The following is a 25,868-nucleotide window of genomic DNA, read 5'->3' as shown; positions in this document are numbered from 1 at the left end:
GAAAAACACCCCCTATTTACCGTATTTTAGAGGCAGAGACCAGAGCATTCTCTGCTTGTTTAAGGCCCTGAATATCAATAGTTCGCCATCCGACGGCGTTTGACTTCTTCCATATAGAAGTTTTTTTCAAAGCGGCGATAGGATTCAAGGCGGACCTCTGATCCCAGCGTTGTTTTCATGCGGACCAGGGTCTGATTCTCCAGCTCACGCATTTTTTCGATGCCTTCCTTGATAAAGTCCGGATGGATCTTTGCACGCTTTTCCGCAAGCTCTTTCACCAACGCGTTAGAGGCCGAAATCACCTGAATGGACTTATCCTCGTCCACACGCCAGGTCTTCAACAAATAGGCAGAGGCAGCTTTGTAAAGCTTTTGCTGGAACTGGGCATCCGTGTAGATGTCCAGATAGTTCCGGGTGTAGATAACCGCATCCGTATAGGTGTCTTTGATCTCTTCGGCCTGAGCAGGATTGAAGCGGCGTTTTTCCAGTTCATCCTGGCGTTTCTTCGCCTCCAGACTGACCATGGTTTGCATCGGCGTCTGATCGCGAATGACTTTATTGACAACAATCTGGCTGACGAAATAGCCAATAGCCCCCATAGCCAGTCCCAGAGTCACCCAACGCATTTTTTCGCTTTTGCGCTTTTTCATCAGGTCCACAGGTTTTTCAGCCATCGAGGATTGGGACAGGGTAGCCACCTTGCCTTCGATGGCTTCTGTGATGTGATTTTCCACGGATTGCGAAATATTTCGCCATTTTTCCGGCTCCATCAGCATCACGACTTCTTTTTCAATGGCCGCATGGATTTCTTTGACCAGCGAGGATTTCTTGCGAATCACGTCGTCCAGAAGGTCGCGCTCCATCTTCTGCATCTTCTTGGCCATTTCCAGACGCAGCTCTTCCAGACGCTCTTCTTCCGAACGGGCCATCTGACTTTTTTCTTTTTCCAGCTTTTCATTCAAGAAGATCTTCTGTGCTTCGTATTCTTTGAAAAGATGTGTCTTCTTACTTTCGATGTCATGCACATCCATGGTCAGGTGAGCCTGTTTTTCCTGCAAAGACTTCAAAGAGGTTTCCAAAGAAGTCTTTTGCTTTTCAAGTTCCTCATGGGAGACCTGAAGATCCTTCAACAAAGCCTGCGCATTGCCGACCTGACTTAACAAGTCTGCATTATCGGTGCGGGTTTTGTTCAAGTCTTCAGTAGCTTTTTGCAGCTCTGCCGTTCGTGCCGCCACATTTTCAAGAAGCTCATTCAGAATCGCCTGCTTTTCATCACTGACAGACTTGATCTCGGCCACTTTTTGTTCAGCCGTTTGGATCATTTGCTCGGCCTCAGACCTCGCGGCAGCAATCAAGGACTCATTTTCTGATTTGGCCCGAGCAGAATCATCACTGATACGTTGGTTGTTCTTTGCCAACAGCTCCTCGGATTCGGCCAGTATGCGCGCGGCATCCTCTTTGGCATTTTGCAATGTCAGTTGAATTTCCTGCTGGGATTTTTCCAGATCACTGCGGATCCGGGCTTGAGTTTCCTCGATCTGTAATTTGGAAAAATCCAGAATCCGATCAGCTTCCTCGCGCGCGGTTTTCAGCAATTCCTGACTTTCCTGGCGCGCCAGTTCACGCCCGCTGGCCAGTGCTTCATCTTTCATTTTTTCAGCGGCCAAGGTCCCTTCAGAAACAATTTCCTCGGCATCTTTCTTGGCTTTCTGCCGCAGACCTTGCACATAGGAATCCACTTCCTCGCGCAGTTCTTGCGCCATTTTGCGCGCATCGTGCAACAGACTTTGTCCTTGCTTCTGGAAGTCCATAAGAATTGCATCGGCTTCCTTGTGAGCCTCAGCCATGCGCGCCTGATAGAAGATCTCAGCCTGAGCCTGCGCCTCCCGGGCCTTCTGGTAAATCACCTGCACGCGCTTTTCTGCCTGGGTCTCCCCTTCCAGAATGATCTGGGCGGCTTTGCGTTTGGCTTCGTGAAGTATTTTTTCCGCCTGGAAAGGAGCCATATTCGGAGCGGGCATGGCCACCGTGGCTTCCAAAGGTGCTTCCTCCTCTTCAACTGGCGGGGCCGGCTGGTAAGAGGGCTCTGGATCCGGTTCGGGAGCAGGTTCGTCCAGCTCCAGATCCACATTCAGAATATATTCAGAACGGCCCAATTGAATTCGGTCTGAAGGCACCACATTGACCGGGGTCCCCTGCACAATGCGAGTGCCATTGATATAGGTGCCATTGGAAGAGTTTTTGTCCTCGATCCAGATCTGGTTCCAACGGCGGCTGACCACCAGATGCACCCGACTGATGTTTGTGTCATTCAAGGACAAGTCACAATCCAAAGAGCGGCCCATGGTGAATGAATCTTTATTCACCTCGCGGCTTAATACCTGATCCTTCCTGTGGATTGTGACAATGAACTTATTCAATTAAGCTCCTCGGGAGACTACGGTCGTCTTTCCAATCTCCTTGTTGAGTGCATCTTCGGCCAAAGCTTCTACGGCGTCACGGTGCTCATCAAAAGGACGTTCATGGGCTGGGTATTCATTGTTGTCGCTGCGGTACCATAGCAGGTCCAAAGCACTTTCAAAGCGGTCAATCATGGACACGTAGGCTCTTTCCGGTGACAAAATCACGTTCGCCACGTGAGCCATCAACGAGAAGATGATTCCCGCGATGGATGTTTTCATCGCAAATGAAATCTCGTGCAGGAAGCGGTCCATGATGTTTTTGGTATTTTCAAGGTCCTGCAGATTCATCGTGCCCAGCTCTTGAAGTCCCCCGGCGATACCGATGAACGTTCCCAAGATACCCGCAACAACGAACAATCCTGGCAAAATTGAAATCAAATCATTCATCCCCACCATCGGGAAAATGCCAAACACGCGATTGAAACAAGGATTATGTTGCAAAGTCGCCTTGGTGATATTCAACAGCTTTGGATTGTCATGTGTCCAACGCAGGAACTTCACCTGCTTTAAGATGTCTTTTACCAGCCAGGCGCAGCCCTGACGCACTAAAAAGATACGGTCACTGGTAGCCATCACAGAATCCGGCTTGCGACGTTTCATACGATCACGAATTTCAAAAACCTCGTAATAAGTTCTTTCCAGGGTTTTCTTGGTTAGCACATAGAAAGACACGTTTTCGACTTTGCCGGGAACTTCGGCCTCGATAAAGCGGTTCACGCGTTTTTCAAATTCTTTGGCAAACCATTCGTGGCGGCGAACTGTGTAATAGATCACAGAACGGAAGAACAGACCGACCAGAAAAACAGCGGCCATCGCATACGGCAGACCTATAATAAAATATTCAGCTAGTGCCTTCGTTGTCACAACCCACCCCTTTTATTTCTTTTGATCCATGTTAAAGCGGATGATCACCCGCTGCGCTTTTTTACAGTCGTTCTGACGGCAGAATTCTGCGGCAGAGGCGACGTTGCGGTTTTGCACCTTCATGACTTCCAGGAAACTGCGTCCTGAAACCTTCATCAAAGACAAAAGCTCGCGCTGATGTTCAAACTTCATGTTTCCTTCATCCAGCATGTAGCTAAAGATGGAGTTCGCACGACGATAACTTAAATCCATATTGTACTTCAAAGCAGCTTTATCTTCGGGTTTGGCACTTTGAGGATCGACGTAGCGGCCTTGATAAGTCGGTGAAGCAAATCCAATGATTTCCACCGCAGAAATTTTGTCCGAGATTTTAGGATTGCCAAACAGTGACCGCGAATAGATCGGCATGGCTTTTTCCAGTACACCTTTCATTTCGTGTTTCAAACGGTCCGAGTCACTGTCAAAGTAAGCCTGACCGAAATCCAAAACCACATCACCGGTTTGCATGTCGATGTCTGCTTTGATCCCCGCTTTGGCAAAACCCTTCTGAATCTCGCCCGCAACAGATTTTCTCGCTTCGATTTCAGCTCGAGCCTTGGCCAGCTGACCTTGGGTGTCACTCAAGGCCCCCTGCAAAGCCGCCACTTTTTGTGCCCCTCGCGCCCGTTCGTCAGCCAAGCCGGATTCTAAACCGGCAATCTTCGCCGCAGATTCAGCCTTGGTCCTGGAAAGAGCCCCGGCCAGATGAGTGGCCTCTTCCTCTTTCTGTGACAGCAACCCCTGAGTTTTGGATAGTTCTCCCTGAACCTGACCCAACTGAGCATTGGCTTGATTCAACTGAGCCTGATACTGGGCATTGACCTGGCTTAACTGCGCCACCTTTTGGTTTCCTTCAGCACGGGCCTGGGCCATCTTCTGTTCAAACAGTTTCTTGGAAAGTTTGTTGGCTTTGTAGGCTCCGCGCAGTTCTGCCAGACGCTTTTGCAACTGAGCTTGTGTCTGTTCGATTTTCTGTTCACCTTGAGCGATCAACTGTTTCTTCTGCTGAATATCTTTGTTCAACTCGGCGATCTGACCTTCCTGAGCCTCGATTTCAACGTCTTGTTCTTTGATTAGATCATCACGGTTGATAATTTTGGCTTTCGCCATCTTGTTCGCATTAAGGACGTTGCGCACCATCTGCTGGTATTTGTTCAGGGCTTTGACCTTCTCGCCATTTTCACGAGCTTCCTGGATCAGACGCTCTTTTTCGTTTTTTGCGTCCTCTTGCAAAAGTGTCAGCTTGTCCATCAGTTCCTGGTACTCTTGCAGCTCATCCTTGGGGGCCTGATTGGCTAGGTACTCATTTTTGACGGATTCATACATCTTCAACTGACTCTGCAGTTCTTCGACCTTCATGGAAAGCTTTTGATTTTCAACCTGCCCGCGCAAGGCATCAGTCCCCGTACGCAGACTGGATGTCACGTACAATAGAAGGAAGATCGTACTTAAACCCAAGAAGAGATCCGAGTACGACGTCCAAAAACTGTCGCTCGAATGTTCTTTGTTTTTTTGGTAATTAAACGACATACCTACGCACCCCACCTGCATTTAAGAATAACAGCGTCGATCTTCTTTTCGGTGGATCAAAAACAGAATTGAGTGTTTTTCTTTTTGGTAAAGTGGCGAAGTTTCCGACACTACAGAGGGCTAGTCGATGTTTTTTGAATCTTTCTGGCTATTCTTTTTCCAAGGACAATGACGACAACCTGAACCACAACAGTGCCCACGCTTCAAATGATAAAAAGCGGTGAAAACTGTATAACCTGTTTCGGGGTCGATGTAGAAATCTTGATTCGCCTCGCTGGCCTGCTGATGCAGCTCTTGCAAAGCTTTCTGTGATATTTTCTTATCGCTCATGTAATAGTTTCGCGTAAATCAGCGTGTCTCGTCTTAAGCCGTTCTCCACCGCGTGCTCGCGCAGACGGGCTTCAAACTTGTAACAACAGCGTTCTGCCACGGCACTGGACTTCCTGTTAAGACCCGAACAATGAATCTCAATTCGATAAAAACCTGTTTTGAACAAAACATTTTCCAGAGTCTGAACCGCTTCGCTGACATAGCCCTGGCCTTCAAACCCACCCAAAATCCAGTATCCCAGCTCGCAGCGCAGGTTTTCCCAGCTGATGGTGTGCACCCCGATATTCCCCATGTACAGATCGCCCTCATTGCGAAAGATGCCATAGTCGAACATGCGGCGTTCATCCCACTGATTGTGGGTCATTTCAATATAATCACGTTCATCATCGATGCCTTTGGTGAACTTCACCCATGGCAGGAACTGCCCCAAACGTTCCCGGTCCTGATCCACATACTGAAACATGGCGGCCGCTTGAGATAGAGCATGCTTACGAAGAGTGATGCGCGGACCTTGGATTTCCTCTGGCAACGAAACGGGCGTCACTTGGAAATCCTGGAGGTCAGGTCAGAAAGACGGATTCCTTGCAGATATTGCATGGAATTTGTTTCCATTCCATCGACCACCTCGCACATCAACTTTTTCATGGAGCAACTGACAACACAGTTTTTATTAGGATCTTTATCAGGTGTGGCGATCAAACGTTTTTCAGAAATGGCAACGTAGACATCTTTTAGCGAAATCTCTTTAGGTGCCTTGGCCAGCTTCACACCGCCGGATTTTCCTTTGAAGGATGTCAACAGGCCAGCCTCCACCAGTCTGGAAATCAAACGGCGGATCACCGTGGGATTGGTGCGGATGCCCGCGGCCAGCTCCTCGGAGGTCATGAGCTCACCCTTGTGATAAGCCAGGGCGGTCATAATATGGACTGAGACAGAAAATCTTTGGTCAACCATAGATAGACTGTACCCCAAGCCTCAAAAATAAACAACCGGGTCGAATTATATGAAGCTTCCTTTAAATGTGCTTTTTATAGTTGCATTTAGGATCAACCCCAGACATAATGTGCTCATATTGGTTACATTAAATAGGAGACCCTCCCGATGACACATAAGACCCTTCAAGATGCGCTGGAATGGCGCTATGCCACGAAAAAGTTCGATCCCACCAAGAAGATCTCAGACGCGGACTGGATCCAACTGAGAAACTCTTTGACCTTGGCTCCCTCTTCTTATGGCGTTCAGCCATGGAGATTCCTGGTCGTGGAAAATCCCGAGATTCGCAGCCAGTTGAAGCCCGTGTCCTGGAATCAAACCCAAGTCACGGATGCCAGCCACTATGTGGTCTTCCAGTACAAAGAAAAAATGGACCCGGATTTTATTCAAAAATACATTCAACGCGTGGCCGACGTTCGCCAGACTTCTTTAGAGTCTTTGGATGGATACAAAAATCTGCTGATTGAAAACCTGGTGAAAGCCCCCGAAGAAAAGATCCGTGTATGGTCCCAGCGTCAGGCCTATATTGCGATGGGCTTCCTGTTGCAAACAGCGGCGCTTTTAAAAATTGATGCAACCCCGATGGAGGGCTTCGATCCTGTAGCGTACGACAAGATCCTGGGCACCGAAGGTTCCGGCTGGAAAACCGTCGCCACCGTAGCTCTGGGCTATCGCCACAGCGAAGATCCTTTGCAGCATCAAAAAAAGGTCCGCTTCGCTGAAGCAGACCTTATTCACTACATTAAATAATGTTCCAACTTCCGCTGCTGACTTGAACTGGCAAGGTCCCCCAAAAGACGCTTTGCCATTTCATTTCGGCAGCGGACCTCCGTTATAAACTCAAGTCAACGCCGCCGACGCAGCAACCAAACAGTGGTGGGGTTGAATTGAGTTTACTGCAGTTGCCAGCCTGGCGATTCACACACCTGCAGCGACAGAGCTCGCCATCTTTCAATGACGGGCTCTCCTTTTTGCGCCAGAACCTTATCCAATTCCAGCAACGAACTGACGGTGATATCGGAAGCCCCGTCACCACGATAGAACAAACCATAGACCTGACGGACTGCTTCGGCCGTCGGAGCCGCCGGACGGTTCGGAATCTTTTCCAGAATCGCATTCACGCCCTCGTCCATCCCCAGAATATTTTCGCAGAGCTGCACCCGGAAGGATTCGCGCACGGTATTACCATCCACTTTGATCGGCAAATTGGCGTTAGAGACATCCCCACCACAGTCCCGCCCGGAATAACTGTTGTAAGGGTTGCATCCCAGTCCGTACTGGGCGCCACGATTGACAACCCATTGATTCAACAGGCCCTCCAGATTCGGAACCGGCCCGTTGGAAGTTGTAAAGATCTCGCGCATCAATGCTGCCACATACTCTCGATTGACCACCTGAACTTTTTGCGTCGGCAGAACCACGTCTTTTTGTGGAGGATGATTCTGATCCGTGTCTCCGGTGGAGCCCATATCCAAGTTCAATGACGATTGATCCAAAACGGCAAAGCCGCCCATCTCGCCACAGTTTTGATAGAACTGGGTCATCACGGTCCCAAGCAAAAGCAAACCGAAGATCTTGTATTTGTTGCTGGTAAACATCAACCACCTCATACGATTTTCGCCGCTTTCAGAACCTGAACATCATTGCCGTTCAAACGAATCAATGGTTCCGCCAGATTCTCATAAGGGTTCTTCGTGCGCAGCAAAGCCGCCACAGTGGACGCCGCCATGGTTGGCGACGGCATCCCTTTTTGATTGTAACCTTCAATTGGTGCGGCACGACCTTGGGTGCCGGTATAGCCTCCGCCATGGCCGGATTTATAGATATTACCCACAACGAACGGACCTTTTTGAATTGCGCCGGAAAAGGCGCTGGTGACCAGCTGATCAAAGCCGTGGTCACTGCCAGAACCATTCGCCCGCGCCGAGCGGTTGAATTCAGATATCACCTGAATCACCGTTTCGGACCACAGGTCCACTCCGTTGACCTTGCTGGCTTTGAGTTGGTCAATCAACTCCAACATACCTGCACACAGGGCACGGTAATAAGCCGTAGTGATCAAGACCCCTGGGATGGAGCCCGTTTCATGCATGTCCTTAATGGCCGTGTGACTTGCCGTCACACCGTTCGCAGCATCCATCATGGTCAAACCGGTGGGATCACCCATTTGCAGATTCATCGTGCTGACCAGGCCTTCTTTTAAAACATATTCTGCCAAAGCAAAGCCTTCAGCCAAAGCACCCGGACAGGTCATGGTCTTGATGGAATCACGAAGGTCCGAGTTCGCACTGATGGTCATACCACGATTCCCGTCAGCCACGTGCACGCGCCAATGTTCATTCTGAGCAGAAATCATCGGTACGTCATTAATCCCGACCAACCCCTGCTGGCGCAAACTAGCTTCCATCAAACCGCGATAGCGCGCCACGGCCGCGTCCCAGTAGGCACCGATATCTCCGATGCCTCTTTTCATCAATGCCGAGGCGTTAGACAAGTTCTTTGCCAAAACTGTAGAGCCGGCAAAATCAGACTGTGCATAGGCACGCAGCCGTGCCTGGGCCAGATCAAAAGCTTCCTGATTGCGCTCTTTCAAAGTGCGGCCTTTAACCCGCCCCCCTTGAGGTCCACCAAATCCTTCCAGAAGCGAATTCAGAGGATTGCCAGTGAGTTTGTTCAACGCCTTACCGTTCATCGAGGCATAGTTGCCATAACCGCCCCGATCCGGCCATTCAATCGCTTCAAAAGTTTTCTTGGAATAGTCAGCCGCCAAGCCCATCAAAGAAGCCACGCCACCGACTGGGGCCTGTTGAATGGTGGCATTGAATAAATGTCCATCAAACCCGGTGCCAAATCCACGAACCACCAGCATGTGATTCAGAAGCTCCGTCAAAGCGCGGTTTCCTGCAGACGTCGTTACCGAGTGGGAAAACATATGCGGCACCAGCACACCATTATAGTTGAATGTGGCATACTCAGTCCCCACAACACGGCCCCCGGAAGAAACAAACTTCGTGGCCACCATGGGGTTATAGTCCAGCTGTGGGTCGGAAGGATTCGTGCGCATCCACGCATCAAACGTATAGCGCATCGGCCCACCGGCCATCAGAATGTTAATATAATTCCGAGAGCCTTCCGTGCCGTTGGCTTCGGCTTGCGCTTTGTGAATAAACCCGGTGCTCAGGACATTCATCAGACGCTCAAAAGGTGTCAGCGCCAAAGCAGTTGAAGCCCCGACGACAGCGCCACCGGCAATGAAGCCTCTTCGTGTCAGATTTTTTTTGTCCCCCATAATCCCCCCGGATTATTTTTCGCGATAGTTCACGTCGCCGTAGTATTTAGAAGCCATAATCCGTTTCACCAACTGACGCACGGATTGAGTTTGCTGAAGCTCATCCCCCAGAGACTCCACAAACTTGCGATCTTCGATGGCTTCTTTGGAAAGTTGCATGTTCAAAACTTCATTCGCGGGATTCGAGCGGTCATAGAGAGCCACCGTGATCCCGGTGAAGTACTGGAAATATCTTTTAGCAGCACAATAGTAATAGTCCTTGGTTTCACTCATCGCCAGGCCCAAACCACCGATTCCATTGACAGACTTGTCAATAAGTTGACCGGTCATGGAACGGAAAAACAGACGACCGTTCGGAGTTTGACGGTGGAAGTTTGCCACCGGCTCCGAAGGCCATCCACTGACTGAAGCAAACTCAGGACGGTAGCTTGCCAGATGCAAAGCCGATTTGGCATGCGTGCGACTTCCAGCACTGAACTCGGCATAGTCTGAATTCCCTACAACCACATTACGAGCCGTGTAGGCCATAGGGTCCAGAGTAGCATGGCACATCACACAGCTGGCGGAATTGCGGAAAGGGGCCGAGGAATTCCCCACAACATACTGAGTGATATCTGATTCACGCAAAGCCGGAAGCTGTGCACACAGGAAGGATTCCATATTGGCCTGGGACCACCGACGCGGAACCTTTGTCGTTCCGTTGGCTTCAAGCCCTCGACCATGACCATAATTCAACATCAAATAGATCGGAGATCCCAGAACACCGCCACCAAGATTCTTCAGGATATCAAAGCTGAAATCCAAACCTGGCTGGTCACTCGCCCGCTTGTCAGCACCCAAGGGCTGCAAAGACATATTCGGGATGACTGCGGTCTCTGTGGTGGTACGAATTCCCACCAGTTCTCCGGTTTCAATCTTAGGCAGATTCATGAAAATCGAATTGGTCGTGTCAGAGTTCCCATTAAAGCCACCACTCAAGGCCCGGAAATGGAAAAGATTTTCATTCAAGCCGCCATTGTTGCCATAAAGGCGACGACCCGGAAAATTCACCGTCCAGCCGATGGATGAACGAACACGGGGGTCATCTTCCCTCTGCGCACGAACTCCTTGATTGGCAGTGATCACATCAGCATACCGGGAACCACGCGCAAACATCGCACGGGTCAAAGCCAGACTGGGCTCCGTGGAATCATAGATATCCACCGTCCCTCGGGACATCTCCTCGCTGTATTCCTGAATCTGTTCCATGGTATTGGAAGTAAACCAGGTACGATGAAAATTATAGAAGGTGTTCAGGACAGAACGCGCTTCGTTGTCATTACGATTGATTAAAGGACCGCTGGCATCGAGCTCAGCTTTGTCCAGCAAAGCATTGCACGCATCCAACGCATTCATCTTCCCTGCTCGGATCTGCGCCATTGTGGAATGTCCCAACGGAACCGGTTTTCCGGTCAGATGGGAATAACATCGATTGTATAAGCCAACCTCGCTCATTTTTTGCGAATAAGCGGGCCCTGCCAGAAACAGCAAGCCTATTGATAGATATTTTAACACGGTCATTCCCCCATAGAAGTTTCCGCGACACTTCTATCTTATCGGAGAATTCCTCGATAGCGCGACCACCGTTCTCAAAATGAAACAGCTTCATTGGTCAAATTTTCATTAAGTTGTTCCGGGGGAACAGGCAAACGCAGTCAACGATTCAAACCAAGACGATTTACAAACGGCGAAGGCCCGGATAGCTCCGGGCCTTGGCTTCTGGGGATTGTCTTTCTCCCATTTCTATTGCTGAATATCTTCAATAGTCACATCCATATCAAAGTGACTTAGATAAGAATTATTAATAAACCAGTCGTAAGAAGTTGTGTATCCGCCTTGGAAGAAAAATTTCTTGTCGGCAGCAAGATCAATACCAGTGTTACCTGTACAGAGTGGTGTGCCTTCGCCATAACATTCATCATGTCCATTGGCATTTTGCCATTCACTGCCGTTCCACCATTGGCTTAGAACCTTTCGACCCGCTGCTGGTGTTCCTTTAATAGACGCAAAGGATGCATAAGTAGAATTGTCGCTATTGGCGCCATCGCCCCAAACAAAGGCCATGTCATTGACATCCGAAGCGACCAAAGTAGTCGCATTGATGTTGCCCCCCAAATACAGGCGCAAGTGGCGGCTAAAACTTGCATCTGGTGTTGCAAATCGGCCTTCATAAGCCAGACTGCCTGAGGCTCCGGGATTTACATACACTGCAAATACTTCTTTGGAAGTCGTTCCACCGGCCAGAACCAATCCATCATGGACAGCAACCGCTTTCGCACCAGCATCATCTTTGACCATAATCGTGTAACCTGAACCGACCTGCGCGCTGAGATCGGTTCCAAATTTGATTTGTAAAGCTTTGGTCCAAGCACTGTTCACAGTGCCTTCACCCAGTTTATGAGTGGCCGAAATGTCCAAGGCCGTGACATCGACATTGAACGACGTCTTACCAAACTGCGTTTGAACCACATCGACGAAATTCTGCGGAAAGCATGCGGTGGAAATCTTCATAGTCGCTGCACGCTCGACACCATCAAAGGTCAGACTTCCAACAGAGCATACAAAGCCCGTGGCTTGTGCAAAAGCACCAAGAAGAGTGTCTGGCCCGGTCCCTTGAGTTCTTGTCAGACAATAAAGCTGTTTGGATGCCCAGTCCGGATCATTATGATCCTCAAAGAAGCCGCCATCAGAACATGTGATCGCCGCTGCAAGATAAAACGGGGCTTGAGTCGTCTTTGCTAACGGCACAAAACCCGGAACAATGTTACTGCTCGCCGTGGCTGTATCCAGTGTTTTGTTAATCGAGGTCATCAAGGCACTGACTTCGTTCACAGTGGTACTTGGTGGCGCTTCACTGTCAGATGACGAGCTGCAAGCGCTTAGATAAATGGCAGTGACTGCCAATAAAGACTTAACCATAACTTTCATGTTTTCTCCTTTTGGTTTGGTTAAAAAAGGTAACTTTGTAAAATCCAACGGTGTAAAAGCGAAGGTCTGGACTGTTTTCTACTCTTTAGTTTCCAGGAAACTGCTCTGACGCTTTTGTAGGTTTTTCAGTTCACCTTGAAGTCGTCGCAACTTCGCCTGTAAGCGTTGTTCACGATGCACAGACTCCGAGTTATTGGACAGCTCTGCCTCGATGGCGTGGATTTCCTCTTGTTTTTTCAACAACAAGGCCTGGACCCTTTGTTCCTCGCCAGCAAGACCACTGCTGGAAACGATTAGTCCCAAGAAAAGCAGAACCACTTTTTTTGCAGAAAAAATTGAATTGCTTGTCACGAAGCTCCCCCCAACAGCAGTTTTTCAACTGCGCCGAAAATCCTCGTTTATGCTATTTGACGTCGGGATACCGACTTCGAAAAAAAAGAAAAAGGCCTGAAAACCAGACCATTTTAGCTCTAAAATTCTGTGGACAATGCTGAGTGCCGCAAAAAGCGCTTACAATGCAAGCGCTACAGATCCAAACCAAGACGTATTGTTTTTTGTGCAATTCGACGCATCGGAACCTCTGCATCCAGATCAGCAAGTATCGCCCATGTGCTGGCTGAGTACACAAAAGCCCAAAAGACGTCCTTGTTCATTTGAAGCTGATATTTTTTATTGAAAACACGTCCCTCACGGGAAATGGCTTTGGCGTAGTCCCGTGTAAATCGGAACTTCCCTTCCGTCAAAAGATGGACGTTGGCCTTCATCAAAAAGTTCCAGAAAGCATCAAAGTCAAACTCTGCACCCTCTTTGGCGAAAAGGGCCGGAGCCATTTGACTGCATCTTTCGTAGTCTCGCTCTAAGAAATGCTGATAGAAGCGACTTTCAACCTTCATGCGTTCCCGGGGATAATCGATGACTCGACCAAAATCCAATAAAACCACTTTGCCGTCGGTGAAAAGAAAATTTCCCGGATGCAAATCACTATAGGTTAAACAATAGCCAAAGGCCGCCGTCGAAAGTGCTCCCAGAAGACTTTCGGCAGCGACATTCCTCTGTTCCTGAGTGGCTCGGGTTACAAAACTCTGAAAACTTTCAGCCTTGATGAACTGACTTACCAAAACTCTTTCGCGAATCAGATCGCGATGCACACGCGGAACAATGACCCCCGGAAAATCTGACAGAAGATTCCGAAACTTTTCCTGATTCAAAGCCTCTTGCTGATAATCGCATTCTTGCAGCAGCGACCGGCTGATCTCGGGTGTGATATTTGCCGCATCCTTACCCAAAAATGCCACCAAGGACTGCACCAACTCGAGTTTTTGAATCTGCTTATTTAAGGTTCCACGGATGTTGGGATGCTGGACCTTCACAGCCACCTCATCGCCATCAAGCAACCGGGCATAGTGGACCTGGCCTAGACTGGTGACGGCCAATGGTTCTTCCCGCCAGTAAGAAAAGACTTCTTTCATGGGCTTACCGTACTCTTCCTCAAGAATCTTTTGGATCACTTTGGGTTTTTCGGGAATTGCACGGGACTGCAAAGTACCCAGTGCCTGACGAATCTCCATGGGTAAACCCATTTCCAGAAAACTGGCCAACTGAGCCACTTTGACTGATACACCCTTTCGACTGTGCAAAGAATTTACCAGACGCTGAATAAACAAATGCTTAATCTTACCGCTAAGACTGTTCATGGATATGGCATCTTCTAGATACTCTTCCATGCCCTCGGACAAAGAGCGCACGGTCTGACTGTCCCGGTCTTGCGTGGCGGAACTCAAAGAGTCACGAATACGCTCCAACAGTTTTTGAGTTTCGGAGGAGGTCCGCTGTTTTCCCATTGACGGCAACGAGTCCTCGTAGAGCTCCATAAGCTTTAAGATGGGCCCCGGTATCGCACGCGCCCCAGTCTCCCAGCACGCAATAGCCCCACTGGAAACCTGAAACTCTTTCGCCAGCTCTCTTTGTGAAAGTCCCAGTTGTTCTCGAAGACGCACAAGGCGCTCTGCAGGGTGCAAGCTCTTCATTATGTCCATAGCTTCACGATTATAGTCAGAGTTTAGAACTTCGCAAGCGACGCGAAGTACGGGCAAATAAAACCCTCTCCCGTCCGCAAAAGAAAAACCCCGTTGATAAATTCAACGGGGTTTTCGGATTCAGCTTCAATAAATTTTGACTTACTTGATGTCCTGCAAGGACACAGAAACCATCGTGGAAACCCCACGCTCTTGCATCGTCACGCCGTACAACTTACCCGCCACTTCCATGGTGTGTTTGTTGTGGGTGACAACGATGATCTGAGAACGTTTGGCCATCTCACGAACCAGGTCGTTGAAACGGAAAACGTTGGCGTCATCAAGTGGAGCGTCAACCTCATCCAGCAAACAGTATGGAGAAGGTTTAACCAGGAAGATCGAGAACACCAGAGCCACCGCAGTCAGGGCTTTTTCACCACCCGACATCAAAGACACGTTTTGTGTCTTCTTGCCCGGAGGACGCGCCATGATCTCGATACCCGCTTCGCCTTTTTCCTCGTTTTCGATCAAGGTCAGATTCGCCTCACCGCCACCGAACAGAACCGGGAATACGCGAGTGAAACGATCGTTAACCAAATCGAAGGTCTCTTTAAAGCGCTTGGAACAGATTCTGTTAATACGATCGATCACTTTACGAAGCTGCTCTTTGGCTTCTGTCAAATCAGCGTGCTGTTTTGTCAGGAACTCATAACGTTGAGCTGTTTCTTCGTACTCTTCGATCGCAGACAGATTGACTTCACCGATTTTAGCCAGTTTTTCACGCAGGTCTTTCAACTGCGCGTCCGCCTCAAGGAAGTCCCCTTCACGGCCCGCGTATTTTTCAACTACGTCCGGAAGATTCAGCATGTAACGCTCACGGATCTGATCGATGAGGTACTGCTCTTTCATCTTGGCTTGTTCCAGCTTCAACTGGGAGTCATTCATTTTGTGCTGTCTTTCGTTGCGTGCACGCTGAGAAGACATGGCTTCTTCTTCGATGGCACGGGCAGATTCAGACATCACTTCGTATTCGTCTTTGGTGCGGCCGACTTGCAGTTTTAGCTGCTCAACTTCATCCAACAGACGTTCAAATTCGATTTTCTTTTCTTCCAAAGCCATCTGGCTTTCAGTCATTTGAGAGTTGTACCCTTGAGCCTCTTCGCTCATGCGGGTCAACTGGCTGTCCAAATCGTTCAAAGACTTGGTCACCATCTCAAGCTGCCTCAGGACACCTTGGTATTCCTGAGTTTTGGAAGCGGATTTCACCTGAAGTTCGGTCACTTCAGCCTGCAAACCGTCAAAGCCCTGACGGGTGCTGTTCAACTCTGTGTTCAGAGTTTCAACTTCCATCTCCAGAAGAACTTTCTTCTCGCGAGCTTCCAGCAACGCCGAATTCAGTTCTTCCAGTTTGGCTTCCTGAACTTCAACCTGTTCCGTGATCTTCTTCAGCTCACGCTCCTGTCTTTCAACAGCAGTTTGAGCATTCGCCAATTCGTTTTCAGCGCGCTCAAGGTCCTTACGAAGCTCAGTGACTTTGATTTCTTGTTCAATTTTGCGTTTTTGCGCACCTTCGAAGTCATTCAAAACGTTTGCCAGTTGCTCTTCTGTTTTCTTTAGAGCCGCTTGAGCCAACGCCAGCTTGCCTGCGAATTCGTCTTTTTTCTCGGACAATTCTTTGATTTCACGACGACGTTTCAAAACGCCAGAGTCTGCAGATTCAGAAGAACCACCTGTCAAAACTCCGTCAGCTGTCAGGGTGTCCCCGTCAACAGTCACGAAAGTCCAACCCTCGTAACGAGGACGCAAAGCCAAAGCCGTGCGGATGGAATCCACAATCGCAACACCATCAAGCAGGTAAGCCACTGTGTTCTGGAACTTGTCAGCCGACTTAACAACGTCTTTCAAGATCGCTTGAACGCCCGCTTCAGAGGAAGGAGCCGCCGCGCGGTTCAGACCTTTGCCATTGTCATTTGCAGACAAGAAGCTGGAGCGACCGGATTTATTTTCTTTCAAGTGAGTGACAGCATCCAAGGCGATATCTGCATCGGAAGAAAGAAGCATTTGCAGGCGAGAGCCCAATGCCGCTTCCATAGCCACTTCATATTCAGCCGGAACTTCAACAACCTCAGAAACCGGTTGGAAGTGAGTCACAACAGAACCGTCCGCCATCATTTCCTGAGTGCGGGTTTTCTGCCACAACATGACCTGCTTCACACCCTCTTGGAAACCTTCAAAGTTGTTTTGCAGGTTTTCCAAGCCGTACAAGCGGGACGCCACTTCGTTCAAGCTGTCTTTAAACTGTTCCACTTCAGCTTTTTTAACTGCCGCGGAATCCATAAGGATCTTTTTGTTAGCTTCGAAGGAATCAACGTCGTTCGCCAGATCCAGTTGCATCTGACGTTCTTTTTCAAGTTCGTTGAAGACCTTCTTGCGACGGGCTTCAAACTCAACTTGTTTTTCACGAAGTTCGTTCAGAACCAGTTGTTCGTTGTCCTGGCGCTCGGTGATGTCAGCGATTTGTGCTGTCAAAGAGTTCACACGGGCATCCAAAGAAGACTCAGACTGACCCACGGCGAACAACTCACGACGTTTGGTCGTCAGTTCTTCATCCACAACAGAGATACGAGAATTGGAGTTTTGGAAGATCTCGTTTTTCTGAGCGAAAGTGGCCGCCAGTGTTTCGGCTTCCTCTTTCAGTTCAGCAACCTGTTCATCCAAAGCCGCTTTATCACGAGTCAGAAGCTCTTTACGGGCTTCCTGCTCTTGCAGGATCGTGCCGGTCATTTGTTCGTTACGACGGGCCTGTTCGATTTCAAAACGAAGTTCCTGGATTTCCAGTTCTTTCTTTTGAACCGTGGATTGTTTTTCGTGGTACTGGGTCTGCTGTTCTTCCACCATCTTTTCTTTTTCAAGAATTTGCAGTTTCAGAACTTCCAGTTGGCCCTGCAAAGTGGAAAGGTTGGTTTCGCCTTCCACTTCCATGCTTTGTGCTTCATTGAAGATCGCCTGGGCTTCATCGGCAGCGCGCTTCAACTCAATGTACTGAGCTGAAGACAACCACAGATCCAGGTCTTCAATTTGATTTTTGATATTGCGATAGCGTTCCGCACGCTGAGCTTGTCTTTGCAAAGAATCAATCTGGCGTTTCAACTCGCCGATGATGTCCTGCAAACGTACCAAGTTCTGGTCGGTGGAAATCAATTTACGCTGGGATTCTTTTTTACGAGCTTTGAACTTCGTGATACCCGCAGCTTCCTCGATAAGCATACGACGATCTTCCGGTTTCGCAGTGATGATCTTACCGATCATACCCTGAGCGATAATGGAGAAACCTTTGGCACCGGCACCGGTGTCCATGAAGATCTCCTGAACGTCTTTCAAACGTGCAGGCTCTTTGTTCACGAAGTACTCACCCTCACCGCTTCTGTACAGGCGACGAGTGACCATGATCTCGGAATGTTTGATGTATTTGGCAGGGAACGCGCCCCCGTCATTTTCCAAAGTCAGAGAAACTTCGCACATCCCCAATGGCGCATACCCCTCCGCACCACCGAAGATAACGTCCGTCATCTGGGAACCACGCAGGTCCTTGGCAGACATCTCACCCATGACCCACATAAGCGCGTCAACGATGTTGGATTTACCGCAACCATTAGGTCCGACGATCCCCGTGATACCAGCATCGAAGTGGATCACTGTGCGGTCTTTGAATGACTTAAAACCAATCAGTTCAATCTTTTTAATTCTCAAGGTACAATCCCCTCTTGAGTACTTCCCCTCAAATACAAGCCCAAGGTCTAGCTAGACCAAAGACCATTAGAATTTCGCGAGTGTTGGGAAGCATGTCAACCAGAGCCTCTCAAAAGAGCCCCTAACGCTGAAAACTTAAGCAGACTTACAACCGATTTACATGTCGCATTAAGAAAAGGTGCCTGGTTGTTTTTTCTGGCTACGGCGCAGCAGAAATCGGAGCTTCTTACAAGTCCCACATCGACTGAGCCCACGGACTTTTAAGAAAACAACAGATCTCACCTGATGCGTTGTAGCCAGAAAAAACAACCAGGCACCTTTTCGGGGAATGAAAAACGGCGCGCCGAGGGGGTCGGTGCGCCGTTGAATATTCTGATTTTAGAGAAGGAATATTCAGACTACATACAGGTAACAATTTGACCAGAAGTCGTCTGAACCACAGATCCAGGGTGGCAAGTATGAGTTACGCCACATGTCCCTTGTTCAATCATTCCATACTGGTTCTGCCAGCGAACTGTTTGGCCGTTACAGTTAATCGCCGAACCATTACCTGACGTCGTTGTGCAATAGTTCTGCGGAACTTGTTGGCCCGTGGAAGTCTGAACACACTGACCGTAAGCATTGTAAGAGTAGCCATTCCCCACGCCCGTGTTTGCGCAAAGAGTGTTTGTCACAACGGCATTGTTCACATCGCGACATTGATAGGTGGAATAACCATTCTGATAACTATTGTTGTAGCAGTATGAATTGTCCACCTGAGTGCTTGTTCCATTATAGGAGTTCACCTGGAAGCAGCGATAGGCTGTCGTCGTGGTGGTCGTCGAATTCCCTTTATCCTTGCTACAGTTTGCCAAGCCAACTGTCATTGCAGTCAGCGCCAAGGCTTTCATCATCGTCAGAATATAGTTTTTGATTTTCATAAAATTTGTTCCTTCTCTATGCCTATCCCTAAAGCAAATCCACGGCCACAGCGGCACCAAGGACAAATCCAATTAAGATTTCAAGGAGTTATAAGACCGTGTAAGAAAGATGGAGCAAATTTAAATCGTCTGCCACTTTGACAGTGACGACAATTGTCGTTTTGAAAAGGCATTAATCACTTCATGGTTGTTCCACAATGAAACAAACAACTTAGGACTGTGCAGGAATTTTAAACACTTTATAGGCAGCCCCTCGTCCACTTCCTGACTCGAAATTGACGAGGGCCCATTTCACACTTTTATCCCTGGCTCTATGCCTCTGGTGTCGGGCGCGACAGCTTGCGCGCAATCAGGCGACAGGCCACTTCCATTGGATCACTCCACGCGGCCGGCCGATCGCTAAGCAGCGACACAACTTCTTTTCGCCCGAAAACCCGGGCCAAATCCAAGGCAGTCATTCCATGGGGATTTTTAAGATCTGTCATAGCCCCCTGAGCCAGCAACAACTCAACAACACGCACATGCCCTTTAAAGCAGGCCCCCATCAGAATGGAGTTCCCCATATCATCCAGGGAATTCACATCGGCTCCATGCTCAATTAAAAGCTCCGAAGCCTCTTCCTGGTCATGATAAGCCGCCAACATCAATAAAGTGTGACCTTTGTGGTTGCGGATCTCAATATCACCTCCGAATGCCAGATATTGTCGAAGGGCCTCACAGTTCCCCGTGCGGGCCTCTTCGAAGATTTCAGGCTCCATCACCATTGTTCTTTTAAATTCTTCCCAAGTAGGCATAAAAAACTCCTTTAACTAATGATGAGACGGCGCCCGGTGCTCTGCATCCGTGTACACACGAATCCCCATCAACTTTGCAAGCCCCAGTCCATAATCCTGATGAACACGCATAAAGACATCGATCTGGCGGCGCACGATTTCTTCCGGCACCTGCCCGCTCTTCATGTGTTCAGCGATATTATTCAGCAACTGATCCTTCTGATCCGGAGTCATCAAGTTAAACAGCGCCCGGCACTGGGAATAATCATCATTGCCCTCGCGATGGTTGAAACGATCCATAGTGGCGTCATCTAATCTTAAAGGTGGCTCGCGATACTGTTCCTGCTGAACCGGGCCTCCGTAAGAATTCGGCTCATAAAAGGCGTGATGATATTCCGGGGTATCAAAGCGCATGGCTCCGTCCAGATGATAGTGATGAACCTCCACCTTGGGTCTGTTCACCGGAAGCATTTCATAATGGGTCCCGATGCGATAGCGATGAGCATCGGCATAAGCAAAGGTACGCGATTGCAGCATCTTGTCCGGCGACCACGAAATTCCCGGGACCATGTTGTTCGGATTAAAGGCCGCCTGTTCGATCTGCGCAAAATAGTTCACAGGGTTGCGATTCAGCTCAAAGTGCCCAACCTCAATCATCGGGAAATCCCCGTGTGGCCACACCTTGGTCAAATCAAATGGATTATAAGGAGTATGTTTGGCCTGCTCTTCCGTCATAATCTGTACATAGAACTTCCAACGAGGGAAATCCTTGGCCTCGATGGCGTTATACAGATCTTCCTGGTGACTTTCCCGCGTGCGCCCAACCAGCTCCGCCGCTTCATGATTGCGCAAATTACGAATACCCTGCTGAGTTTTAAAATGAAACTTCACCCAATGGCGCTCGCCTTTTTCATTAATAAATGAATACGTGTGCGAACCAAAGCCGTGCATGTGTCTATAAGTCGCAGGCAAACCTCGATCCGAAAACAAAATCGTCACCTGATGACAACTTTCCGGACTGAGTGACCAGAAATCCCACATCGCCGTGGGGCTACGTAAGTTGCTGCGCGGGTCCCGCTTCTGAGTGTGAATGAAATCCGGGAACTTGTAGGGATCGCGCACAAAGAAAATGGGAGTGTTATTTCCCACCAGATCAAAGTTTCCTTCTTCAGTATAGAACTTCATGGCAAAGCCACGCACATCACGCTCGGCATCGGCAGCCCCCCGCTCTCCAGCCACCGTGGAAAAGCGAATCAGCATATCTGTCTTTGTACCTTTTTTTAGAAATTTAGCCCGTGTGTATTTACTGATATCATGTGTGACAGTCAAAACACCAAAAGCTCCCGAGCCTTTGGCATGAACAGTTCGCTCGGGGACACGCTCTCGATTCTGATGGGCCAGCTTTTCAATCAGGGCCACATCCTGCAAAACCAACGGACCGCGAGCCCCTACAGTCATCGAGTTTTGATTGTCCGCCACGGGGGCCCCTGCCGTCGTTGTCAGACCATTTTTCGTGCGTGCCATATACTTCCTTTCGTGAGTTTTTAAACGACCCAGACAGAATAAGTAGCAACAGCTTCAACTTTGAATGAGGTTTCGTTAATGTTGTTACCTGGCGGCAACGAAGATCGGATCTTTGCAAAAATACAAGAACGGGAGCTCTCCTCTGCGGTCATAGAACTTGGTAATTTAACGCAATTTAACAAAGATTTTATGCTGGCGACGTGCTTTTTACTCGGTCTTAATTCACTTGGCGATAATATCCGACACAGGAAGGAGGCCCCATGCAGTACAAAAAAGCAGAGCCCGAATACAGACCCAAAAAGACTAATGCGGAAATCGCATTCACTGTTCTGATAACAACATTGGTCTTCGGAATTCTTGTCACATACTTTACAAAATAGTCTTACAAAAAAGCCCTCGTTAAGAGGGCTTTTTTACATATTCAGATTTAGTGTAACTTTTTGCCAACCAACGCAGCTCGTGCTGCCGCCAGTCTGGCAATAGGAACGCGGAACGGAGAGCAGGACACATAGTCCAGACCCACACGGTGGAAGAATTCAATTGAATCCGGATCACCACCATGTTCACCGCACACACCGACTTTCAAATCCGGCTTCGCGCGACGACCCAATTCCACACCCATCTTCACCAAAGAGCCCACACCCACCTGATCGATGGACATGAACGGATCTTTTGGCAGGATGCCTTGAGAAACGTATGAACCCAGGAAGCGACCGGAGTCATCACGAGACAATCCCAACGTCGTCTGAGTCAAATCGTTCGTACCGAAGCTGAAGAAGTCTGCATGCTCTGCAATCGCATCCGCAGTCAGGCAGGCACGAGGAAGCTCAATCATGGTTCCAACTGTGTATTCGAACTTCACGTTCTTTTCAGTTTGAACCTTCTTCACTTCACTGATCGCCTGGCCACGCAGGGTATCGAGCTCTTTGTCGGTCGCCACGAGCGGGATCATGATTTCCGGAGCCAATGTTTTGCCTTCAGAGATCAACTGGGCCGCAGCTTCCGCAATCGCGCGCACCTGCATGGTGTAAATTTCTGGATAAGTGATTGCCAAGCGGCAACCACGATGACCCAGCATCGGATTGAACTCATGCAAAGATTTTACTTTCGCGCGCAGACGTTCGTAGTCTGTGTTCAAACGTTTTGCCAGTTCCTTTGTTTCTTCATCCGTGTGAGGAACGAACTCGTGCAATGGCGGATCCAGCAAACGGATCGTCACTGGCAAACCATCCATGATCTTGAACAAGCCATAGAAGTCTTCACGCTGCATTGGCAATAGCTTTGCCAATGCTTTTTCACGGTCCGCTTTGTTGTCAGCAATGATCATTTCACGAACGGCATCAATGCGGTCCGCGCCGAAGAACATGTGCTCGGTACGGCAAAGACCGATACCTTCAGCCCCAAAGTTACGCGCAGTTTGTGCGTCTTTCGGGGTGTCAGCATTTGTGCGAACCTTCAACTTACGGATGCCATCGGCAATCTTCATAATACGTTCGAAGTTGCCATCAAGCTTCGGCTCAATCGTTTTAACTTCACCCAGGAAGACTTCCCCGGTGGAACCATCCAAAGTGATCACGTCGCCCTTTTTAAGAACGTACCCTTTCACTTTCATGGTCTCGTTGCGATAATCCACTTCAATGTCACCACAACCCGCCACGCAGCATTTACCCATACCACGCGCCACAACCGCTGCGTGAGAAGTCATCCCCCCGCGAGTCGTCAGGATACCTTGAGCTGCCACCATGCCGGCGATGTCTTCCGGAGATGTCTCAATACGCACAAGAATGACTTTCTTGCCTTGCTCTCTCCACTCAACCGCTTCTTCGGATGTGAAGACGATTTGACCGTTCACACCACCCGGAGACGCTGGCAAACCTTTGGCCAAAGTGGTTTTCGCCGCCTTAGGGTCCAATGTCGGGTGAAGCAACTGATCCAAAGCAGATGGATCCAGACGCAGGATCGCCTCATCCTGCGTGATCAATTTTTCATCGATCATATCGCAGGCAATTTTCAGTGCTGCTGCCGCCGTTCTTTTCCCGTTACGGGTTTGCAGCATCCACAGAACACCACGTTCAATCGTGAACTCGATGTCCTGCATATCGCGATAGTGGGCTTCTAGTTTTTTATAAATATCGACCAACTGACTGTAGGCCTGCGGAAGAGCTTCCTCCAAAGACATCACACCCGCTTCTGCCGCTGCGACTTTTGTGATCGGCTGCGGAGTGCGGATCCCCGCCACCACGTCTTCACCCTGGGCGTTGATCAGGAATTCACCGTAGAAAGCTTTTTCCCCCGTGGACGGGTTGCGTGTAAATGCCACACCCGTTGCAGAGTCATCACCCATGTTTCCGAAGACCATGGACTGAACGTTTACGGCCGTACCCCAAGCCGCAGGGATCGAGTGAAGTTCACGATAAGTGATCGCACGCGGAGTGTTCCATGAATGGAAGACCGCAGAGATCGCGCCCCACAACTGATCCCAAGGATCCGCCGGGAAGGACTGACCCGTCATCTGATGAACCAGGTCTTTGAACTTCTTCACCAGAAGCTTCAGATCCTCAACAGTCATTTCAGTGTCTAGCTTGTAGTGCTTTTCTTCCTTCATATCCTCCAGAGTCACCTCCAGAAGGGAAGAATTCATGCCCATCACAACGTCAGAGTACATTTGGATGAAACGACGGTAAGAGTCCCAAGCAAAGCGAGGATTATTTGAGGACTTCGCCAAACCTTCAACAGTCTGATCATTCAGACCCAGATTCAGGATGGTGTCCATCATACCCGGCATGGAAGCACGAGCTCCGGAACGAACGGAGACCAACAACGGGTTGGCCACGTCGCCGAACTTTTTGCCGATTTTGGCTTCCACTTTCTTCATGGCCTCCAGAACAGAGGGACGAACCCACTCTGGCAGTTTTCCACCGGCTTCATAGAAGTGAGCACAGATCTCTGTAGAGATTGTGAAACCCGGAGGCACCGGAATACCCAAAGAGGTCATTTCCGCCAGATTGGCGCCTTTGCCCCCAAGGATGTTTTTCATTCCCGCATTGCCTTCGGAGTCCCCGGCGGCAAAGAAGTACACAAACTTCTGAGGAATGGTGGTTTTGGTCGTTTTATTTTCAGAGTTTACATTCTGGTGCATTAGTCTCCCCCACCGAAAAGTAAATTTATCGTCTATACGATGTAATAAAACATCGCTAAACCCTTAATATCAATGAAATTTATTGGCGCACCGAGGCTCTGTTTAATAGAGCTAAGATTCCACCCTCCGGGGTTGCGGAGACTCGCGGAAAAGCTTTCATTTATCGAATACTTAGGCATTTTTACAGGCTGACACAATACTGACACATTCCTGACGCCAACAAGCCACCCGCCGTGCTAGAAGAGCGCATTCATAAAATTCAAAGGAGAAAACCGTGAAAACACTTGCGTTCGCTCTGACCTTGCTTGTGGCCAGCTCGTCTTTTGCCTTCCCAAACTGCACTCAACTGGAAGCTCAAATGATGACCCAGGTGGCCTCGGTGGAACCTGTTTCCGAGACCCAATGCCGCGTAAAACTGGCGTGGACTGGCAACTGGATGTTCAATCCTTCGTATGTCTGCCCTCTGGATATCGACGAAGCCAGCTCTTTTGGCGTAATCACCTCCTGCAACTACAAAGTGGGCTCACAGATTGACGGCATCGTCTATCGCAATGTCGATGGTGATCCGGCCCACCTGTCATTGTACTAAATACATTCATGTGATTTTTGAATAATAACTTATTTCTTATTCACTTACCAAAAATCACACCGCTTGTTACAAGCCTATCCGTCATCACACATGGGGAGTTATTAAATGAAATTGTTTATTTTTGTCCTGTCTTTGTTCGCGGTTTCCACATCCTTCGCCAAAGGCCAAAAACTGGAAAACCTAAAAGAACTTTGTGCCTTGGAAGCTGAACACGAAGAGGACTACGACAACACTTTTGCTGAGCTGGGAACTCTGGACATCAAAGAAATCAATTCTTTGACCGCGTTTGAGCTGAAACTGGTGAATGCGCACCTGGTGCAGGAACAGTACACAACAAAAGCTCTGACTTTTGCTGAAATCAAAAAGTTCTTCTCTGAAGAGGGTGAACAACCTTTTAATGACCTGCACATCATCACCTTCCAATCCAAAGTGACCGGCCGCACTTACATTCAGGTTAAAACCTGGCCGGGTGACAATCCTTATGGACTGATCTTTGATGCAAAGACGGGCAAAACACTGGCTCACAATGGCGATGACAGCATTGTGCTTCTGACTCAGAACGGTCCTTACTCCTGCTGGAGCTTGAACAAGTAGTTTTTCGAATGAGATGGAAATAAAAAAGGGAGCGGTAACGCTCCCTTTTTTGTTGCTGCTTCAGCTTACGGGCCGACAGGCCCTTCAGCT

General features: G+C 49.0%; 20 protein-coding genes. 3 read left to right on the top strand and 17 right to left on the bottom strand.

The features are described from left to right. Positions 1 to 74 precede the first annotated feature (74 nt). The 6 genes from ACZ5ZZ_RS04905 to ACZ5ZZ_RS04880 all read right to left on the bottom strand — a co-directional run bounded on the left by ACZ5ZZ_RS04905 (position 75) and on the right by ACZ5ZZ_RS04880 (position 6,179). A complete protein-coding gene (locus ACZ5ZZ_RS04905) occupies positions 75 to 2,420 on the bottom strand; it encodes an FHA domain-containing protein (RefSeq protein ID WP_464141517.1) in 2,346 nt (781 codons plus the stop codon). Then, positions 2,421 to 3,326 carry a hypothetical protein gene (locus ACZ5ZZ_RS04900; protein ID WP_464117829.1) on the bottom strand — a complete coding sequence of 302 codons (906 nt, stop codon included), beginning with the start codon at positions 3,324 to 3,326 and terminating at the stop codon, positions 2,421 to 2,423. Positions 3,327 to 3,338: 12 nt separating this feature from the next. Beyond that, positions 3,339 to 4,895 (bottom strand): OmpA family protein, encoded by a 1,557-nt coding sequence (locus ACZ5ZZ_RS04895; RefSeq protein ID WP_464133904.1) that lies wholly within the window; start codon positions 4,893 to 4,895, stop codon positions 3,339 to 3,341. Between the two features lie 120 nt (positions 4,896 to 5,015). Next, positions 5,016 to 5,225, bottom strand: a complete 210-nt coding sequence (locus ACZ5ZZ_RS04890; protein WP_464133901.1) for a DUF5522 domain-containing protein — start codon at positions 5,223 to 5,225, stop codon at positions 5,016 to 5,018. Further along, positions 5,215 to 5,769 (bottom strand): GNAT family N-acetyltransferase, encoded by a 555-nt coding sequence (locus tag ACZ5ZZ_RS04885; protein ID WP_464133899.1) that lies wholly within the window; start codon positions 5,767 to 5,769, stop codon positions 5,215 to 5,217. Before ACZ5ZZ_RS04885 ends, ACZ5ZZ_RS04890 begins: the two co-directional genes overlap by 11 nt. Next, positions 5,766 to 6,179: an RrF2 family transcriptional regulator gene (locus ACZ5ZZ_RS04880; RefSeq protein ID WP_464133896.1), complete on the bottom strand. Its 414-nt coding sequence runs from the start codon at positions 6,177 to 6,179 to the stop codon at positions 5,766 to 5,768. Before ACZ5ZZ_RS04880 ends, ACZ5ZZ_RS04885 begins: the two co-directional genes overlap by 4 nt. Positions 6,180 to 6,326: 147 nt before the next feature. On the opposite strand from ACZ5ZZ_RS04880, the gene ACZ5ZZ_RS04875 reads away from it, so the two are divergent. Next, on the top strand, positions 6,327 to 6,968 hold the full coding sequence (locus tag ACZ5ZZ_RS04875; RefSeq protein ID WP_464133895.1) for an NAD(P)H-dependent oxidoreductase: 642 nt from the start codon (positions 6,327 to 6,329) through the stop codon (positions 6,966 to 6,968). A gap of 143 nt (positions 6,969 to 7,111) precedes the next feature. Here ACZ5ZZ_RS04875 and ACZ5ZZ_RS04870 read toward each other — a convergent pair whose 3' ends face one another. From ACZ5ZZ_RS04870 to ppdK, 11 genes are all read right to left on the bottom strand, one after another. Beyond that, positions 7,112 to 7,828, bottom strand: coding sequence for a hypothetical protein (locus ACZ5ZZ_RS04870; protein ID WP_464141515.1), 717 nt, complete (start codon positions 7,826 to 7,828; stop codon positions 7,112 to 7,114). Then, positions 7,825 to 9,507 (bottom strand): twin-arginine translocation signal domain-containing protein, encoded by a 1,683-nt coding sequence (locus ACZ5ZZ_RS04865; protein ID WP_464133891.1) that lies wholly within the window; start codon positions 9,505 to 9,507, stop codon positions 7,825 to 7,827. Before ACZ5ZZ_RS04865 ends, ACZ5ZZ_RS04870 begins: the two co-directional genes overlap by 4 nt. A 12-nt stretch (positions 9,508 to 9,519) precedes the next feature. Continuing rightward, positions 9,520 to 11,001, bottom strand: coding sequence for a hypothetical protein (locus ACZ5ZZ_RS04860; RefSeq protein ID WP_464141514.1), 1,482 nt, complete (start codon positions 10,999 to 11,001; stop codon positions 9,520 to 9,522). 288 nt (positions 11,002 to 11,289) lie between these two features. Next, positions 11,290 to 12,474 carry a hypothetical protein gene (locus ACZ5ZZ_RS04855; protein ID WP_464141512.1) on the bottom strand — a complete coding sequence of 395 codons (1,185 nt, stop codon included), beginning with the start codon at positions 12,472 to 12,474 and terminating at the stop codon, positions 11,290 to 11,292. Positions 12,475 to 12,552: 78 nt separating this feature from the next. Beyond that, entirely contained in the window at positions 12,553 to 12,825 is a 273-nt protein-coding gene (locus ACZ5ZZ_RS04850; protein WP_464117843.1) for a hypothetical protein, read from the bottom strand. 173 nt (positions 12,826 to 12,998) lie between these two features. Next, positions 12,999 to 14,510: an AarF/UbiB family protein gene (locus ACZ5ZZ_RS04845; protein ID WP_464141511.1), complete on the bottom strand. Its 1,512-nt coding sequence runs from the start codon at positions 14,508 to 14,510 to the stop codon at positions 12,999 to 13,001. 141 nt (positions 14,511 to 14,651) lie between these two features. Further along, complete coding sequence (gene smc, locus ACZ5ZZ_RS04840) at positions 14,652 to 18,239, bottom strand: chromosome segregation protein SMC (protein WP_464133879.1); 3,588 nt, start codon at positions 18,237 to 18,239, stop codon at positions 14,652 to 14,654. A gap of 398 nt (positions 18,240 to 18,637) precedes the next feature. Next, the gene (locus ACZ5ZZ_RS04835) at positions 18,638 to 19,159 is read right to left on the bottom strand and encodes a hypothetical protein (RefSeq protein ID WP_464117849.1); all 522 of its coding nucleotides are present in this window, start codon (positions 19,157 to 19,159) and stop codon (positions 18,638 to 18,640) included. A gap of 311 nt (positions 19,160 to 19,470) precedes the next feature. Next, complete coding sequence (locus ACZ5ZZ_RS04830; protein WP_464133877.1) at positions 19,471 to 19,953, bottom strand: ankyrin repeat domain-containing protein; 483 nt, start codon at positions 19,951 to 19,953, stop codon at positions 19,471 to 19,473. Positions 19,954 to 19,968: 15 nt separating this feature from the next. Further along, positions 19,969 to 21,456 carry a catalase gene (locus tag ACZ5ZZ_RS04825; RefSeq protein WP_464133874.1) on the bottom strand — a complete coding sequence of 496 codons (1,488 nt, stop codon included), beginning with the start codon at positions 21,454 to 21,456 and terminating at the stop codon, positions 19,969 to 19,971. Between the two features lie 427 nt (positions 21,457 to 21,883). Next, positions 21,884 to 24,595 (bottom strand): pyruvate, phosphate dikinase, encoded by a 2,712-nt coding sequence (gene ppdK / locus ACZ5ZZ_RS04820; RefSeq protein ID WP_464133872.1) that lies wholly within the window; start codon positions 24,593 to 24,595, stop codon positions 21,884 to 21,886. Between the two features lie 274 nt (positions 24,596 to 24,869). Here ppdK and ACZ5ZZ_RS04815 point away from each other — a divergent pair, with 274 nt between their 5' ends. Together ACZ5ZZ_RS04815 and ACZ5ZZ_RS04810 are read left to right on the top strand one after the other, a co-directional pair. Next, positions 24,870 to 25,184: a hypothetical protein gene (locus ACZ5ZZ_RS04815; RefSeq protein ID WP_464133871.1), complete on the top strand. Its 315-nt coding sequence runs from the start codon at positions 24,870 to 24,872 to the stop codon at positions 25,182 to 25,184. Between the two features lie 105 nt (positions 25,185 to 25,289). Continuing rightward, a complete protein-coding gene (locus ACZ5ZZ_RS04810) occupies positions 25,290 to 25,778 on the top strand; it encodes a hypothetical protein (protein WP_464117857.1) in 489 nt (162 codons plus the stop codon). The last annotated feature ends 90 nt before the right edge of the window (positions 25,779 to 25,868 follow it).

Source organism: Bdellovibrio sp. HM001, assembly GCF_055397275.1.
Note: the sequence above shows the minus strand (reverse complement) of the source record. Positions and strands in the feature narration are given on the sequence as shown.

Bases quoted from the DNA above. Each gene is read 5' to 3' on its own strand.
- ACZ5ZZ_RS04895 (WP_464133904.1), bottom strand. From the start codon at position 4,895: ATGTCGTTTAATTACCAAAAAAACAAAGAACATTCGAGCGACAGTTTT.
- ACZ5ZZ_RS04890 (WP_464133901.1), bottom strand. From the start codon at position 5,225: ATGAGCGATAAGAAAATATCACAGAAAGCTTTGCAAGAGCTGCATCAG.
- ACZ5ZZ_RS04880 (WP_464133896.1), bottom strand. From the start codon at position 6,179: ATGGTTGACCAAAGATTTTCTGTCTCAGTCCATATTATGACCGCCCTG.
- ACZ5ZZ_RS04875 (WP_464133895.1), top strand. From the start codon at position 6,327: ATGACACATAAGACCCTTCAAGATGCGCTGGAATGGCGCTATGCCACG.
- ACZ5ZZ_RS04870 (WP_464141515.1), bottom strand. From the start codon at position 7,828: ATGAGGTGGTTGATGTTTACCAGCAACAAATACAAGATCTTCGGTTTG.
- ACZ5ZZ_RS04865 (WP_464133891.1), bottom strand. From the start codon at position 9,507: ATGGGGGACAAAAAAAATCTGACACGAAGAGGCTTCATTGCCGGTGGC.
- ACZ5ZZ_RS04860 (WP_464141514.1), bottom strand. From the start codon at position 11,001: ATGAGCGAGGTTGGCTTATACAATCGATGTTATTCCCATCTGACCGGA.
- ACZ5ZZ_RS04855 (WP_464141512.1), bottom strand. From the start codon at position 12,474: ATGAAAGTTATGGTTAAGTCTTTATTGGCAGTCACTGCCATTTATCTA.
- ACZ5ZZ_RS04845 (WP_464141511.1), bottom strand. From the start codon at position 14,510: ATGGACATAATGAAGAGCTTGCACCCTGCAGAGCGCCTTGTGCGTCTT.
- ACZ5ZZ_RS04835 (WP_464117849.1), bottom strand. From the start codon at position 19,159: ATGAAAATCAAAAACTATATTCTGACGATGATGAAAGCCTTGGCGCTG.
- ACZ5ZZ_RS04830 (WP_464133877.1), bottom strand. From the start codon at position 19,953: ATGCCTACTTGGGAAGAATTTAAAAGAACAATGGTGATGGAGCCTGAA.
- ACZ5ZZ_RS04825 (WP_464133874.1), bottom strand. From the start codon at position 21,456: ATGGCACGCACGAAAAATGGTCTGACAACGACGGCAGGGGCCCCCGTG.
- ppdK (WP_464133872.1), bottom strand. From the start codon at position 24,595: ATGCACCAGAATGTAAACTCTGAAAATAAAACGACCAAAACCACCATT.
- ACZ5ZZ_RS04810 (WP_464117857.1), top strand. From the start codon at position 25,290: ATGAAATTGTTTATTTTTGTCCTGTCTTTGTTCGCGGTTTCCACATCC.